Here is a 15,582-nt window from a genome sequence, read left to right as displayed (position 1 = left end):
GGACAGCGGCGCGTGAAAGATGCGATGATAGCGCATCCCCAAGGCCGGGCCGAAGCGGCGCCTCGGCATAAGAAAAGCGCCCCGCCGAATAAGCGACAGCCCGCCGGACGTGCGGCGCGACTCAAACGGTGACCAGACGGTCCGGCAGGGCCACGGGCGCTGCCCGGCCATTGCCGCCAGTCTTGGCCAACCCGTGAGTAGACGACAAGGAGAGACGGTTTGGAACGTGAATCCATGGAATTCGACGTGGTCATCGTCGGTGCCGGGCCGAGCGGGCTCGCCGCCGCCTGCCGCCTGATGCAGCAGGCCGGTGAGGCCGAGCGCGAGCTGAGTGTCTGCGTGGTGGAGAAAGGCTCCGAAGTGGGCGCGCATATCCTGTCGGGAGCGCTCTTCGACCCGCGCGCGCTGAACGAACTCTTCCCCGACTGGGCCGAGCGCGGCGCCCCGCTCAACACGCCGGTGTCTCGCGATGAAGTCCACCTGCTCAAGGACGCGCAGCACACCCAGAAGCTGCCCAATGCGCTGGTGCCGAAGACGATGCACAACGTCGGCGGCGAAACGCCAAACTACGTGATCAGCGCCGGCAATCTCTGCCGCTGGCTGGCCGAGCAGGCGGAAGCGCTCGGTGTGGAGATCATCCCTGGCTTCGCCGCGCAGGAAGCGCTCGTCGATGACGAAGGCGTGGTTCGCGGCGTGGTCACCGGGGATATGGGGGTCGCCGCCGATGGCAGCGAAACCGCCAACTACATGCCCGGCATGGAGCTTCGCGCCAAGTACACCCTGTTCTGCGAGGGCGCGCGCGGGCATATCGGCAAGCGACTGATCGAACGCTTCGACCTCGCCGCCGGTCGCGACCCGCAGCACTACGCCATCGGCTTCAAGGAGCTATGGGACGTGCCGGCGGAGAAGCACCAGCCCGGCCTTGCCCTGCACGGCGCCGGCTGGCCACTCTCCGGTCAGAATCACGGAGGCTGGTTTCTCTACCACGGCGACAACCAGCAGGTGATGGTCGGCCTGATCGTCGATCTCGGCTACCGCCAGCCGTATCTCTCGCCCTTCGACGAGTTTCAGCGCATGAAGCATCATCCGCTGCTGGCAGGCACCCTCGAGGGCGGTTCCCGAGTCGCCTACGGCGCCCGGGCCATCACCAAGGGCGGCGCCAACTGCCTGCCGAAGATGACCTTCCCCGGCGGGCTGCTGCTGGGCTGCGACGCCGGCACGCTCAACTTCGCCAAGATCAAAGGCATCCACACTGCGATGAAGTCCGGTCTGATCGGCGCCGAAAAGGTCTTCGCGGCGCTTGCCGACGACAGCGAGGGTGGCCGCGAGCTGACCGAGTTCACCCAGGCATGGGAAGCGAGCTGGGCCTGGGAAGAGCTGCAGGCGAGCCGCAGTTTCGGCCCCGCGATTCACAAATACGGCACCCTTGGCGGCGGCGCGTTCAACTTCGTCGACCAGCTCACCGGCGGCAAGCTGCCGACGCTCCACGATACCGCGCCGGACCACGAGATGACGCTGGCCCAGGACGTCGAGCCGATCGACTATCCCAAGCCGGACGGCAAGCTCTCCTTCGACAAGTCCTCGTCGGTGTTTCTCTCCAACACCAACCATGACGAGAACCAGCCCTGCCATCTGAAGCTCACCGACCCCTCGATTCCGATCGACAAGAACCTGCCGGCGTATGCCGAGCCAGCGCAGCGTTACTGCCCGGTCGGGGTCTACGAGGTGGTAGAGAGCGAGGACGGCCCGCGTTTTCAGATCAACTTCCAGAACTGCATTCACTGCAAGACCTGCGACATCAAGGACCCCGCCCAGAACATCACCTGGGTGGCGCCGGAGGGCGGCGGCGGGCCGAACTACCCCAACATGTAGCGCGCCACAGCGAGCGGCACGGCGCCGAAGCGCCGTGACCGCTGAGCCCGAACGCAAGGCGCCTCGCGAGCATCGCTCGCGAGGCGTCTTAGTTGGCGGAGTCGCCGAGTGTCAGCCGCCGGTCGCGACCGGACGTGTCGGGTCGCGTATCCACTCGCTCCACGAGCCGACGTAGAGCCTGGGTAGCGCCAGTCCAGCGATGGCGTAGGCGAGAATGTTATGGCAGGCAGACACCCCCGAGCCGCAGTAAACGCTAATCGCATCGGCTCGCGGCAGCTCCTCGGCGAGCTGACTCGCCGGCTTGAAGCGCCCGCCGGCGGCCAGGTTGGCGCTCGCGGGACGACAGACGGCGCCGGGAATGTGGCCGGCAATCGGGTCGATCGGCTCCTCGTCGCCGCGGAATCGTGATGCCGCTCTGGCATCGACGAGCTGCGTATCGCCAGCCGTCACCGCTTCGACGCCGATCCATGCCGTATCGTCGTAGCGCGGCTGCCAGTCGCTGGCCGCCGCCGTGGGCGGCTCGGCGCCGCTGAGCGAGTAGCCGGCCGCCGTCCAGGCGGGTAGCCCGCCATTCAACACGCGAACGTCCGTGTGCCCGGCCCACCGGGCGATCATCCACCAGGCTCGGGCGGCGGCGAGCTGGCCGCCGCGGTCGTCCAGGACCACCACGCGACGCGCTGGCGAGACGCCAAGGCGCTGCAGCGTAGCGGTGAAGGCCCCGGCGCTCGGTAGCGGATGGCGCCCGCCCTCGCCAGGTGGCGCCGAGAGATCGCGGTCCATGTCGATATGAAGACTATTTGGCAGGTGGCCCGCTTGCCATAGCGCCCTCCCTGCTTCGGCGTCTTCGAGGCGTGCCCGGCAGTCGAGCACCAGCGGTGGCTGCGTCGACGCCATGGCCGCGGCGAGTGTCGACGAATCGATCAGGACTTCCTGCATGGCTTTTTACTCCACGGTTAGTGGGTTCGAGCGCGCGCCAGGCGCTCCAGCGGCGCACGGGCGGCAATCAGACGCCGCCGTCCGGCGGTTTCGAAACGTACGTCGATGACCGGATTGGCGGCCGAGCCTTCGACCACGATCACCTCGCCGTCACCGAAGGTCGCGTGGCGCACGCGGTCCCCCACCTGCCAACCCGAGGAGTCGGCGCGCGCCGGCGTGGATGACGGCGCGGCCGAGGTCGGTTCCACGCGGGGCGTCACGTCGAGCGGACTACCCACACGGGCGAGATAGCGTTCGATCAGCGCCGGCTCGCGAACGGCGAGCGGCTGATGCTCGGCGCGGTCGGACACATCATCGGCCAGCGCCCGGGCGACAAGGACCGCGTCGTCGACCGCGGTTTCGTCGAGAAAGCGGCTCGGGCGATGTTCGCCGCCATCCTGAAGCAGCAGCAGCCGTTCTCGGGCACGGGTGATGCCCACGTAATAGAGCCGACGCTCCTCCTCCTGGCGCTCCGGGGAGAGCGGGTTCTCCCGACTGTAGTGGGGGAAGTCTTCCTCGTTGAGCCCCGCCAGCACCACCAGCGGCCACTCGAGACCCTTGGCACCGTGCACGGTGCTGATGAGCACGCCGTCGTCGCGATTCTCCACCGGATTGCGCAGCAGCTCGATGAAGGCGTCCGGGTCGTTGGCCAGCTCCCCGGCCTGCTCGATCAGCACGTCGAGCAGGCGCACGTCGTCATCCGCCTTCTCCCGACGCGAGGCGGAGCGGCGCAGCACCTTTTCCGCATCGATGGCGTCGACCACGTGTTCGAGCAGTTTGGCCGGCGGCCAGTTGGCGAGCTTGGGCAGCTCGCAGAGCAGCTGCCAGCGCCGCTTGAGATTGCGCCGCTGCCCGGGGCGCAGCCCGCCGAGCACGCCGGCGTCCTTCGCCGGCCAGCGCTGCGTGCGGGCAAGCTCGTCGACCAGCGCCCGCAGCCGATCCTGCGCGACAAAGGTGGTCGGCTGGGAGAAGAGCAGGCCCAGATGGGCGGGATCGTTGAGCAACCCCGGCGCCCGCGCGAGCTGCAGATAGCCGGCGAGCGCCTGCACCAGCGGCAGTCGGAAGACGAAGCGCTCCTCCTGGGCGAGGCGAAACGGGATGCCGGCGCGAAGCAGCTGTAGCTGCACCGACACCGACAGCGACCAGCTACGCACCAGCACGCACGCCTCCCGGCTCTGCCGCCCTTCGCCGTGCCATCGCTCGAGGGTCGCCAGCAGCGCATTGGCACCGGTACCGGCCGAAAGCGTCGTCGTCGGATTGCCGGGGGCGGCCAGGCAGAGCTGATCACGCCGCTGCCGGTTGCCCCGGATGGCATGATTCGCCGCCAGCGCCAGCGCATGGCCATGGCGGAAGGTGTAGGAAAGCGGGTAGTCGTGGGCGTGACCGAAAAGCGAATCGAAACGCGCCAGCATGGCGTCGGGACGCGCGCCGCGCCATTCGTAGATGCACTGATTGGCGTCCCCCACCGCCATCACCTGAGCGCTGTCGCCGGCGAGGATGCGCAACAGTCTCAGCTGCGCCTCGTTGATGTCCTGATACTCGTCGACGATCACATGGGCGAGAAAGCCCTGCACCCGACGACGGGCGTCCGGCGTGGCTTCCAGGCACCGAAGCGGACGATAGAGAAGATCGGCGTAGGTCATCGCGTTCGACGCTTCGAGCAGCGACTCGGCGATCGCGAACGCGTCGACGAAATGGCGCTCGCTGTCGGCGTACTCCAAGCGCTCGAAGAGCGCTGCCGGCTCGGCGACTTCCGCCTTCACCAGATCGCAGAACTGCGCGAAAGCCTCCAGTCGATCGGCGTCGAGCGCGGCCTCGCGGGTCTCGTGATCGGCCTGATCCAGGCTCTGCATGACGGCCTGACGGAAGAGTCGCTCTCGCTGCCAGTCCGCCTGCAGCAGCTGACGCGGGGCGAGATAGCCCCATCGCGTCAGACTCTGGGTCAGGCGATGGCCGATCGAATGGAAGGTTCGCACCTCCGGCAGCGCCGTGCCGACACTCGCTTCGCGCTCGAGCTTGAGACGAAAATCGTCGCGGGCGGCACGATTGAACATCAGTACCAGTACCCGGCGCGGGTTTTCACCGGCGGCGAGCAGGCCCAGCACGCGCCGCACCAGCGTGGTGGTCTTGCCCGCACCGGCGACCGCCGCGACTCGGGCATGGCCCCCGCCGTGGGCAATGACCGCCCGCTGTTCGTCGGTGAGCCCGTAAGCGTCGTCGGTAGGCTCGCGCGCCTCGTCGGTCAGATCGCGAGCGCTATCGGTAACGTTGGCCCTTTCGGATGAGACGTCGTGAGCGGCATGGCGGGTAGCGGCATCATTCATGAAAGAGCGCGACTCGTGGGTTCGTAAGGGTTACGCATCGGCATCGAGCCGTCCCAGCGGTTGCCAGGCGCCGTCGCTCCACAGGCCGATCTCGTCGCCGTTAGGCTCCGCGCACTCGACCAGCCGGTAGAAAAGGTTACGGTGCAGTCGCGCCCACAGCCCGCGTTCCACCGCGACCGCCGGCAGTCCGTCGCCGTCGGGCGTGTCGATCAGCGTCAGGCAACGGTCGGCGTCGAGCCGAAGCCGCTCGCCCCACTGGCCGATCAGCGTCCAGCCCGTGGCGTCGGCGTCCGCATCCCGCATCGTGAGCGGCAGATCCTCGACGCGGATCCGCAGTTTTTCGCCCGGCGTCACCAAGTAGTAGTCACCGTCGGATTCTCGCCGCAGCACCCGACTCAGCAGCTGAACGAGTTCGGGACGGGTGATCGGCGAGCCTTCATGAACCCACTCGCCGCTCTGGGTGATCACCAGATCCATGTCGCCGCAGAACGGCGGGTCCCAACGTTCGATCGGGATCGGCGCCTGCGCCTTGAGTTGATGAAACAGCGCGTCGAGTCGCATGACGGCTCCCCCGGACGGTGACGTTAGACGAAGGGATTGGGCGCGGCGTCGCTGACGCTCGCGGCGAACAGCCGATAGAAGTTGGCCCGGGTCTGCATGGCGACCTCATCGACGGTGATGCCGCGCACCTCGGCGATGCACTCGGCCACCTCGACGACGTACTGCGGTTCGTTGGCCTGTCCCCGATACGGCACGGGCGCCAGAAACGGGCTATCGGTCTCGATCAGCAGTCGGTCCAGCGGCAGCTGGCGAGCCACGTCGCGTAGCGCCTTGGCGCTAGCGAAGGTGACGATGCCGGCGAGCGATACGTAGAGCCCCAGACGAATCGCCTCGCGAGCCATGTCCAGATCTTCGGTAAAGCAGTGGAGCACACCGCCGACGCTGGGGTCGGTATGCTCACGCACCAGGGCCAGGGTCTCTTCGCGGGCGTCGCGAGTGTGGATCACCACCGGCAGCTCGAGCGACCGTGCGGCTTGGAGATGCGCAATGAAGCGCTGGCGCTGCACTTCCCGCGGGACACTGTCGTAGTGGAAGTCGAGGCCGGTCTCGCCGATGGCGACGGCCCCACAGCGTTCGGCGCATTCGACGATCGCCTCCACGCTCGGCGCCTCTGGCACCTCGGCCAGCGGATGCACGCCGACGCTCATGAGGACGTCGTCGTGGTCACGCGTGATCTCTGCCATTGCCGAGGCGCTTTCGAGCGTGGTGGCGATGGACAGAAACCGATGCACGCCACGGGCTCGGGCGGCGTCGAGCGCAGCGCTCAGGCGGCCGTCGTGAAGGGTGAGATCGAGACGATCCAGATGACAGTGGGAATCAACGAACATGCGGTTTCCAAAAAAGCCGAGGAGCGAAGCGTCGTTGCCGCCGCTGCACGCGCTCGGCGCGGCGGCAAGCTCTGCGACGGGAAAACGAGACGTTCACCGGAGAGTCAGCGTCGCTTCGAATTGAGCAGACCGACGATTCTACACGCTCGACTCGGTATTGTGGCCGCCGTCGCAATGCTGCGTGAGCTTACAGCGTATGGCTCGAACCGTGGCTCGTGGGCGCACCAGCGGCGAGCCGCGCCTCGATGCGCTGTCGCAGCTCACGGCCATCTTCACCGAAATGCACGCCGATGCCGGGAACCCGGTGGCCGGTCCCGGGGGGCGTGATCCAGACCACCTGTCCCTCGACGGCGAGCCGCTCGTGCTCGCCGGGAAGCGTGACCAGAAGATAGGCCGCCTGGCCGGTCACATAAGTGTCGCCGGTGGGAACGAACAGTCCGCCGTGCGTGAGCCACGCGAGATAGGCGCTACGCAGGGTCTCGTCGTCTCGGATCGTCAGCGACAGGGCTTTGGGCGCATTCATCGACTCCACCTCGGCCGCGTCGGCGGCATTCAGGATCTCAGTAGCGCGGACCAGCGGACCAGCCAGGCCTCCATCACCAGTTGAGGATTGGGGTTGCCCCCGGCCGCCAACAGGCGCCGCTGCTCGCGAGCATAGTCCAATAGGCGAAACCAGTCGCGTACGCGGGCATTTTTCACGGCCTGACGGTAGAGCGGCAGCAGGTCGCTGTTGCGTACGCGCTCGGGATCGCCGGAAAGCCCGAGCCGAATCAGATCCTCGAGCCAGGCGATGCCATACCAGAGTACGCGATCCAGCGACTGGGCATCGAGCCGGGCCGCCTCGCCGATCGGCTCACCGCCTCTGACCAGCGCATCGAAAAGCTCACGCAGGTCCTGGCGCAGCTGACGCGCCTCGCCGCTGGCGAGCTCTTCGGCCAGTAGCGGCAGCCCGCCGGCGACACGCAGCCAGAATCGCGCCTCTTCGACTCCACCCAGACGCTCGGCGAGCCACGGCTCGGCGATCTCGGCCGCGGGCGTCCCCAGCGTCCACTGCTGGCAGCGCGAGCGGATCGTCGGCAACAGGCGCGACGGCACGTCGGCGATCAGCACGAATAGGGTGCGATCACCCGGTTCTTCCAGGCTCTTGAGCAGAGCGTTCGAGGCGGCGACGTTCATTGCCTCGGCGGGCTCGATACGAATCACCCGATGCCCGCCCTGCTGCGCGGTTTGCGACACGAACCCGTTGACGCGCCGGATGGCGTCGATCCGTATCTGGCGCGATTTTTCGGTCGGCGTGACGTGCTGGAGATCCGGGTGATAGCCCGCCAGAAGCATCCGGCAGCTATGACACTCGCCGCAGGCCGTCGCGTTGGGCGAACGGCACAGGGTGCGGGCGATCAGCGCCTCCGCCAGCGGCTGCTTGCCGATACCGCGCGGGCCCGAGAGCAGCAGGGCGTGGGGCAGCTTGCCGCGGTCCTGCAGATCGATGAGCTGCTGCCAGCGGTCGTGCTGCCAGGGAAGCGGCGTCAGGACCATGCGGCGACTCGCTCGCTCAGACGCTCGGCGATCGCACGCTGCACCGTTTCGAGATCGGGACGCGCATCGATTACCGCGAAGCGCTCGTTCTGCGCCGCGCGCTCGAGATAGGTACGGCGCACGGACTCGAAGAACGCACCGCGTTCCCGCTCGAAACGATCCAGCGGCGCGCCCCGTCCGGCCACGCGTTCGGCGGCGAGCGCCACGGGCAGATCGAGCAGCAGCGTGAGGTCCGGCTGGAGGCTCTGCTGCACCAGCCGCTCGAGCGTCTCGATCCGCGTCGGCTCCATGCCTCGGCCGCCCCCCTGATAGGCGAAAGTGGCATCGGTGAAACGATCGCAGACGACCCAGGCACCGCGGGCGAGCGCGGGACGAATCCGCTCCGCAAGATGCTGCGCCCGCGCGGCGAACACCAGCAGCAGCTCGGCGTCGTCGCACCAGGGCTCGTCTCGACTCGGGTCGAGCAGCAGCTCGCGAATCGCCTCGCTACCGGGCGTGCCGCCGGGCTCGCGGGTACGCACGACTTCGATACCGCGTGCTTCGAGCCACTCGCAGACGAAGCCGACATTGGTGGTCTTGCCCACACCTTCGCCGCCTTCGAGGGTGATGAAGCGGCCGGGGCGGGGCGTGTAGGGATCTGCGCTCATGGAGTGTCGCCTCGTCGTATGATGGGCCGCCGGTCATCCGCCGGCAGGCGTAGACAGCGTGTCGCCGAGCGCTCAGTCGTCATTGAGAATGTAACGTCGCACCGCGGCATTGTGCGCCGCAAGCGTCGCCGAGAACTGGTGCGAGCCGTCGCCCTTGGCAACGAAGTAGAGCGAATCCCCTGCCTTGGGATGAACGGCCGCCTCGAGCGAACCGGCGCCGGGCATGGCAATCGGCGTCGGCGGAAGCCCGGCGATCACGTAGGTGTTGTAGGCAGTCTGGCGTCTGAGATCGGCGCGGGTAATGTTGCCCACGTAGGCGTCACCCATGCCGTAGATCACGGTGGGGTCGGTCTGCAGGCGCATGCCTTTTTGCAGTCGACGCACGAAGACCCCGGCGATTTCGTCACGCTCTTCGGGCACGCCGGTTTCGCGTTCGATGAGCGAGGCGAGAATCAACGCCTGATACGGCGAGTCGATGGGTAGGCCCTCGTCACGCTCGGACCATACCGCATCGAGTGTCGTCTGCATGCGATTCGACGCCTGGCGAAGGATCTCGAGGTCGCTCACTCCTTTGTGATAGCGATAGGTGTCGGGGAAGAACTGACCCTCGGGATGGGTATCTGGCAGGCCCAGCGCGGCCATGATCTCGTCATCGCTCATGTCACGCGTAGCGTGCTCGAGCTTGTTGGCGTGATTCAGCCGCTGGCGCATCTGACGGAACGTCCATCCTTCAGGCACGGTGAGCCGATAGGTGACGACGTCGTTGCTGGAGAGCTTGGCGATGAGCTCGCGTCCGGTCATCTCGGGGGCGAGTTCGAACTCGCCGGCACGCAGCCCGTCGACGGCGTCCGGCTCGACCCGCGCCAGCAGTCGGTACGGCCAGCTCGCCTCGACGATGTCCCGCTCGTCCAACGACTGCACGACCTGTGCGAACGCCGCGCCGCGAGGCACCTCGAACAGTGTCTCGGTGTCGAGCGCGATGGGGGTTTCGAGCTGATGAAGCCAGTAGCGGTACCCGCCGAACAGGACGGCGGCGCCTAGCGCGAGGAGCAGCAGAAGTATCTTGATGGCGCGCATGTCGCGTCCTTGTCAAACGTTGGGGGGCATGAACGGGCGATCACCCTCCTCGACGACGGGATCCAGCAGCGCTGTCGCCAGTCGGCGAACGTCGTCTTCGGGGGGAACCTCCCACTGCGCGAGTCGGCCGGCGTCGGCATCGAGCAGCGTATGGATCGGCCAGACGCCTTGAACGCTATTGAGCACCCACACGGCCTCGGCTCGCGCCAGTTCGTCCGGCACGAGCCGCACGCGGCGAATCGGCAGATGCGCGTCCAGCGCGGCGAGTAGCGTGCCCGCCACACCACATCGGTCCAGCGCCGGCGTCTCCAGCACCCCGCCTCGACGCCATAGAAGATTCATCGCCGTGGCCTCGACGAGATACCCGTCGCTGTCACAGAGGAGCCCTTCCGCGATGCTCTCGTCGCGCCATTCGCGACGCGCCATGACGTTCTCGAGCCGCGCCATGTGCTTGAGCCCGGCGAGCGCTGGCTGTATTCCCAGCTGCAACTGACAGAGCCGCACGCAGATGCCTGTCGAGAGACGCTCCCGCGCGGGAGAAAACGGCGCGACGCTCCAGCGCCACTGCATCTCGGCGTGTTCGGGGGGACGATAGCCGCGTCCGCCCTCGCCTCGTGTCACCACGATCTTGACGACCGCGAGTCCACTTCCGCAATCGGCGAAGATCGATTCGAGCCCCTCGCGCGCCGGCGGCGTCATGCCGAGACGCCGGCAGCCGTCGGTCAGCCGCGCGAGGTGCTCGGCCCATAGCCGGGGGTGGCCGTCGCGAACTAGAACGGTCTCGAATAGGCCGTCACCGTAGGCGAGCCCACGATCGTTCAGCGCCAGCGGTACGTCGCGCATGGATCAGACTCGAGAGAAGATGAGCGAACCGTTGGTGCCGCCAAAGCCGAACGAATTGGAAAGCGCGGTATGAATGGGCATTTGGCGCGCGGTGTGCGGCACGTAGTCCAGCCAGCAGTTCTCGCTGGGATTGTCGAGATTGACGGTGGGCGGTGCGACCTGATCGCGAATGGCGAGCACGCAGAAAATGGCCTCCACGGCTCCGGCCGCGCCCAGCAGGTGACCGATCATGGACTTGGTCGAACTCACGGCGACTTTCGCCGCGGCATCCCCCATCACCCGCTCGATGGCGCGGCTTTCCGCGGCATCGCCCGCCGACGTCGACGTCCCGTGAGCGTTGATGTATTGAATGTCGGCGGGATCGATGCCGGCGTCGCGGATCGCGTTGTCCATCGAAGCGGCCGCTCCCTGGCCATCTTCCGGCGGGGAGGTCATGTGGAAGGCATCGTCACTCATGCCGAACCCGGTAAGTTCGGCATGAATGGTAGCCCCCCGGCGCTTGGCGTGTTCGTACTCCTCGAGCACCATGACGCCGGCACCGTCGGAGAGCACGAAGCCGTCGCGGTCTCGATCCCAGGGCCGACTGGCCGCCTGCGGATCGTCGTTTCGCGTCGACAGCGCCCGCGCCGCCGAGAAGCCACCGAGACCGAGTGGCGTGGTGGCCATCTCCGCCCCGCCGCAGAACATCACGTCGGCATCGCCGTAGGCAATGGTTCTCGCGCTATAGCCGATGTTGTGCGTGCCCGTCGTGCAGGCAGTGGTGATGGCGATATTGGGGCCCTTGAAGCCGTACTGGATGGCAAGGCTCCCGGAAATCATATTGATGATCGAGCCCGGCACGAAAAACGGCGAGATTCGCCGAGGGCCACCCTTGTTGAGGGAGTCGTGGTTTCGCTCGATCATCGGCAGGCCGCCGATGCCGGAGCCGATCGCGACACCGATACGATGGGCGTTCTCTTCGGTGCACTCGATGCCGGAATTGCGCATCGCCTGAGTGGCGGCGGCGACACCGTACTGAATGAAGAGATCCATCTTGCGAGCGTCCTTGGGATTGAGATACTCGCCGATGTCGAAATCCTTGACCGCGCCACCGAAACGCGTGTTGAAATCGGTAGTGTCGAAGTGCTCGATCGGCCCGATACCGCTCTTGCCGGCCAGCAGGCTATTCCAGCTCTCTTCGACCGTATTACCCACCGGCGTCACCAACCCCAATCCAGTCACGACTACTCTTCTACGCGGCATCGAATCCTCCGAACTCCCTGACGGTCCTGTTCAATCGATCGTCTTCCCTGACTCCAGGGCATTTGTTCATCGCGACGAATCTCGAAATGGCACGCCGCTCGACTGGCGCGAATTATACCCGATCCAGCTCGCCGCGGGTCCCCCTCTTCGCGGCATCGGATCCGGGGACGTGAACGCTCGTCACCGACACGTTCTCTGGTCCCAAAACGCAGAAAGCCGCTCTCGATAAGAGCGGCTTTCTGCACATCGACTATCCAGCGGGTGCACCCTCGGCAGAAGCATCCAGCCTCGGGAGCAACCTCCCTTACTGGTGTGCGACGATGTAGTCGATCGCTTCCTGAACGGTCGTGATCTTTTCTGCTTCTTCGTCGGGAATTTCGGTGTCGAATTCCTCTTCGAGCGCCATCACCAGTTCGACGGTATCCAGCGAATCCGCGCCGAGGTCTTCGGTGAAGGAGGAAGTGTTCTGGATGTCCTCTTCCTTGACGTTCAGGCGTTCGGCAACAACCTTCTTAACGCGCTCTTCGATGGTGCTCATTATGTCGTTACTCCTAGTGTACGAATCCGCCAGCTAAAAAGCTGCGGGTAGTTTATAGACCACCCCCAAACGACGCAACCTGCGTCATCTGGGGATTTACCGCATGTTCATGCCGCCGTTGACCTGCAGGGTTTCACCGGTAATGTAGCCCGCCGCATCGCTTGTGAGAAAGCCGATTGTCGCAGCGATCTCCTCGGGCTGACCGAGCCGCGCGAGTGGAATCTGACCCAGCAGCGCCTCACGCTGCGCCTCGGGCAGCGACTGAGTCATGTCGGTGTCGATGAAGCCCGGAGCAACGGCGTTCACGGTAATCGCACGCGAGGCGACTTCGCGTGCGAGTGCCCGCGTGAAGCCCTCGAGTCCGGCCTTGGCGGCAGCGTAGTTCGCCTGCCCCAGATTCCCCATCATCGCAACGACCGAGCTGACATTGACGATTCGACCGTAGCGCGCCCGGGTCATCCCCTTGAGGCTCGCCTTGGAGACGCGATAGACGGATTTCAGATTGGTATCAAGTACCGCGTCCCACTCCTCCTCTTTCATGCGCATGAGAAGGTTGTCGCGAGTAATGCCGGCGTTATTGACGACGATGGTCGGTGCACCGAACGTCTCGGTGATTCGCTTGAATGCCGCATCGACGCTGTCGGCATCGGTGACGTCGAGCGCCAGCCCCATGCCCTGGATGTCATGGCTCTTGAGATCGTCGTCGATCGCCTTGGCGCCGTTTTCACTAGTCGCCGTGGCGATCACGATTCGCCCCTGGCGGCCGAGCTCGCGAGCAACGGCGCGGCCGATGCCTCGGCTGGCACCCGTCACCAATGCCACTCTAGGTTCGGTCATGGTCGTCTCCTCAAGGTTCCTGTACGTCCAGCGCTTCACGCGAGAGTTCGAGCGCGGCGCTCAAGGTGTCGGGGTCGTTCACCGCCAGCCCCTTGGCCTGACGCTGAATGCGCTTGGTCAATCCGGTGAGTACCTTGCCGGGTCCACACTCGACGAAGACGCCAGCGCCGTTGTCGGCCATCGCATTGACGCAGTCCGTCCAGCGGACCGGACGATAGAGCTGCTCCACCAGATTCTGGCGCAGTGCAGCGGTGGTATCCGGGACCTTGGCATCGACGTTCTGATAGACGGCATAGCGCGGCAGACGAAATTCCAGTGACTCCATCGCCGAGGCGAGTCGCTCGGCTGCCGGCTTCATCAGGGCACAGTGCGACGGCACCGAGACCGGTAGCGGCATGGCGCGCTTCGCCCCCGCCTCCTGACACCTGACGATCGCCCGATCGACGGCCTCTTGATGACCGGCGATGACGACCTGACCGGGCGAATTGTAGTTCACCGCCGCGACGACTTCGTCGCCGGCGGCATCCCGGCATGCGGCTTCGACCGTGGCGTCGTCGAGACCGAGCACGGCGGCCATGGCACCGACACCCTGCGGCACCGCGGCCTGCATCGCCTCCCCGCGCAATCGCACCAGACGCACGCCCTCCGCGAAGCTCAGAGCGCCGCTACAGACCATGGCGCTGTACTCGCCGAGACTGTGCCCGGCCATCATGCAGGGTCGCGGTCCTTCCAGCTCCTGCCAGACGCGCCAGATCGAAACGCTCGCCGTCAGCAGCGCCGGCTGCGTGCAGGCCGTTGCGTTGAGATGCTCTTCGGGGCCGTCCTGAACGGTATGCCAGAGATCGTAGCCGAGTGCCTCCGATGCCTCATCGAAGGTGGTTCGAACCACGCTATAGCGTTCGGCCAGCTCACGCAGCATACCCACTTGCTGCGAGCCTTGACCGGGAAAGATAAGTGCCAGTGATTGCGTCATCGCGCTCACCCTTGAAGTGATGAATCGTCGGCTTTCGCGGCGTCGCGAAACCCGCTATCCGCTCGCCCGACCGCGTCGACCGAAGAGATAGCAGGCTTATGGCCAGACTGAGCCCAGGCCTGGCGAAGATGCTCGGGCAGGTCGACCTCGACCTCTCGCATCGCCCGCTCGATAGCGAACGCAAAGGCTCGCTCGCCGGCGTTGCCATGGCTTTTCACCACGATGTGATTGAGGCCCAGCAGGCTCGCACCGTTGTACCGTACCGGGTCGAGCTGACTTCCGAGCCGCTTGAGCGCAGGTCGTGCCAGTACGCTCAAAAGCCGTGTTCGCCAGTGCGCTTCGAAGGTGCTCTGAAGACGCTTCAACAGCATCTTCGCAACCCCTTCGCTCGCTTTGAGTACGGCGTTCCCTACAAAGCCGTCGCAGACCACGACGTCGGCCTGACCGGAGAAGATCGTATCCCCCTCGCAGTAGCCCACGTAGTCGAAGGTACGATCATCACGAGCCCGCAGGTCGGCATCCGCTTCGCGCACCCGTGCGACACCCTTGCCGGCTTCGACGCCGATGTTGAGCAGCGCGACCTTCGGCCGCTCGATACCGTCCACGGCGCTCGCCATCAGCGCGCCCATGTAGGCGAAATCGATCAAGTGACGCGCATGCACGTCGACGCTCGCCCCGAGGTCGAGCAGGTAGCAACGCCCACCGTCACGCGTAGGTACCGCCGTGCTGATTGCCGGTCGCGAGACGCCTGGAACGCTACCCAGCTCACGCCGTGCCAGCGCCATCAAGGCCCCAGTATTTCCGCAGCTCACCCCCGCGGATACGCGCCCTTCGTGCACCGCTTCGAGCATCGACAACATACTGGTCGAACCGGGGTTCTCCAGCGCCTCCATTGGCGGCGTCGATTGAAGAATGACGCGCGGGGAGTCGACGAGCGTGATTCGTCGAACCAGCTTCGCATCGGCACTCAAACTCTCGAGTAGTGACTGCAACTCTTGGCGGGGGCCGAAGACGACCGGCTCTAGACTGGCGTGACGCTCGAGGGCGAGAAGCACCCCTCCGACGGTCGAACGGGGACCGAAGTCCCCGCCCATGGCATCGATGGCGATGCGCATTGCCGCTGCGTCAGAGTCGTTCGAGGACGTTTATACGTCGACGACTTTACGGCCACGGTAGTAGCCGTCCGGTGCGACATGGTGACGACGATGCGTCGTGCCGGTTTCCGGATCTTTGGACAGGGTCGGTGTGGTCAGCGCGTCATGGGCACGGCGCATGCCACGCTTGGAACGGGATTTACGGTTCTGTTGAACGGCCATGGTAATGACTCCAA

At 65.9% G+C, this 15,582-nt stretch carries 16 protein-coding genes; 1 reads left to right on the top strand and 15 read right to left on the bottom strand.

Translation table 11 applies throughout. From position 1 onward, the window contains the following. Positions 1 to 234: 234 nt before the first annotated feature. A complete protein-coding gene (locus DOM33_RS00820; RefSeq protein WP_110664953.1) occupies positions 235 to 1,872 on the top strand; it encodes an electron transfer flavoprotein-ubiquinone oxidoreductase in 1,638 nt (545 codons plus the stop codon). A 111-nt stretch (positions 1,873 to 1,983) separates the two neighbouring features. Here DOM33_RS00820 and DOM33_RS00815 read toward each other — a convergent pair whose 3' ends face one another. The 15 genes from DOM33_RS00815 to rpmF form a co-directional block, all read right to left on the bottom strand. Beyond that, positions 1,984 to 2,808 carry a sulfurtransferase gene (locus tag DOM33_RS00815; RefSeq protein ID WP_110664951.1) on the bottom strand — a complete coding sequence of 275 codons (825 nt, stop codon included), beginning with the start codon at positions 2,806 to 2,808 and terminating at the stop codon, positions 1,984 to 1,986. Positions 2,809 to 2,825: 17 nt separating this feature from the next. Further along, complete coding sequence (locus DOM33_RS00810) at positions 2,826 to 5,171, bottom strand: ATP-dependent helicase (protein WP_110664949.1); 2,346 nt, start codon at positions 5,169 to 5,171, stop codon at positions 2,826 to 2,828. Positions 5,172 to 5,201: 30 nt separating this feature from the next. Then, positions 5,202 to 5,732, bottom strand: a complete 531-nt coding sequence (locus tag DOM33_RS00805; RefSeq protein WP_110664947.1) for a DUF1285 domain-containing protein — start codon at positions 5,730 to 5,732, stop codon at positions 5,202 to 5,204. A 23-nt stretch (positions 5,733 to 5,755) separates the two neighbouring features. After that, the gene (locus DOM33_RS00800) at positions 5,756 to 6,559 is read right to left on the bottom strand and encodes a TatD family hydrolase (protein ID WP_110664945.1); all 804 of its coding nucleotides are present in this window, start codon (positions 6,557 to 6,559) and stop codon (positions 5,756 to 5,758) included. Between the two features lie 187 nt (positions 6,560 to 6,746). Continuing rightward, positions 6,747 to 7,082 carry a PilZ domain-containing protein gene (locus tag DOM33_RS00795; RefSeq protein ID WP_110664943.1) on the bottom strand — a complete coding sequence of 112 codons (336 nt, stop codon included), beginning with the start codon at positions 7,080 to 7,082 and terminating at the stop codon, positions 6,747 to 6,749. Positions 7,083 to 7,111: 29 nt separating this feature from the next. Beyond that, a complete protein-coding gene (locus tag DOM33_RS00790) occupies positions 7,112 to 8,095 on the bottom strand; it encodes a DNA polymerase III subunit delta' (RefSeq protein ID WP_110664941.1) in 984 nt (327 codons plus the stop codon). Beyond that, positions 8,086 to 8,742 carry a dTMP kinase gene (tmk, locus tag DOM33_RS00785; protein ID WP_110664939.1) on the bottom strand — a complete coding sequence of 219 codons (657 nt, stop codon included), beginning with the start codon at positions 8,740 to 8,742 and terminating at the stop codon, positions 8,086 to 8,088. Before tmk ends, DOM33_RS00790 begins: the two co-directional genes overlap by 10 nt. A gap of 72 nt (positions 8,743 to 8,814) precedes the next feature. Then, positions 8,815 to 9,819, bottom strand: a complete 1,005-nt coding sequence (gene mltG, locus DOM33_RS00780) for an endolytic transglycosylase MltG (protein ID WP_110664937.1) — start codon at positions 9,817 to 9,819, stop codon at positions 8,815 to 8,817. 12 nt (positions 9,820 to 9,831) lie between these two features. Next, positions 9,832 to 10,662, bottom strand: a complete 831-nt coding sequence (gene pabC, locus DOM33_RS00775; protein ID WP_110664935.1) for an aminodeoxychorismate lyase — start codon at positions 10,660 to 10,662, stop codon at positions 9,832 to 9,834. 3 nt (positions 10,663 to 10,665) lie between these two features. Continuing rightward, positions 10,666 to 11,904, bottom strand: coding sequence for a beta-ketoacyl-ACP synthase II (gene fabF, locus DOM33_RS00770; RefSeq protein WP_110664933.1), 1,239 nt, complete (start codon positions 11,902 to 11,904; stop codon positions 10,666 to 10,668). 304 nt (positions 11,905 to 12,208) lie between these two features. Then, a complete protein-coding gene (acpP, locus tag DOM33_RS00765) occupies positions 12,209 to 12,442 on the bottom strand; it encodes an acyl carrier protein (protein ID WP_110600108.1) in 234 nt (77 codons plus the stop codon). Positions 12,443 to 12,538: 96 nt separating this feature from the next. Continuing rightward, positions 12,539 to 13,279, bottom strand: coding sequence for a 3-oxoacyl-ACP reductase FabG (fabG, locus tag DOM33_RS00760; RefSeq protein WP_110664931.1), 741 nt, complete (start codon positions 13,277 to 13,279; stop codon positions 12,539 to 12,541). 10 nt (positions 13,280 to 13,289) lie between these two features. Beyond that, entirely contained in the window at positions 13,290 to 14,252 is a 963-nt protein-coding gene (fabD, locus tag DOM33_RS00755) for an ACP S-malonyltransferase (protein ID WP_110664929.1), read from the bottom strand. 5 nt (positions 14,253 to 14,257) lie between these two features. Further along, entirely contained in the window at positions 14,258 to 15,367 is a 1,110-nt protein-coding gene (plsX, locus tag DOM33_RS00750) for a phosphate acyltransferase PlsX (protein ID WP_110664927.1), read from the bottom strand. A gap of 30 nt (positions 15,368 to 15,397) precedes the next feature. After that, complete coding sequence (rpmF, locus tag DOM33_RS00745) at positions 15,398 to 15,568, bottom strand: 50S ribosomal protein L32 (RefSeq protein WP_110664925.1); 171 nt, start codon at positions 15,566 to 15,568, stop codon at positions 15,398 to 15,400. Positions 15,569 to 15,582 lie beyond the last annotated feature (14 nt).

Source organism: Salinicola halophilus (assembly GCF_003206155.1).
GTDB lineage: Bacteria > Pseudomonadota > Gammaproteobacteria > Pseudomonadales > Halomonadaceae > Salinicola > Salinicola halophilus.
The sequence above is the reverse complement of the archived record's forward strand: the minus strand, read 5'-3'. Positions and strand labels throughout refer to the sequence as shown.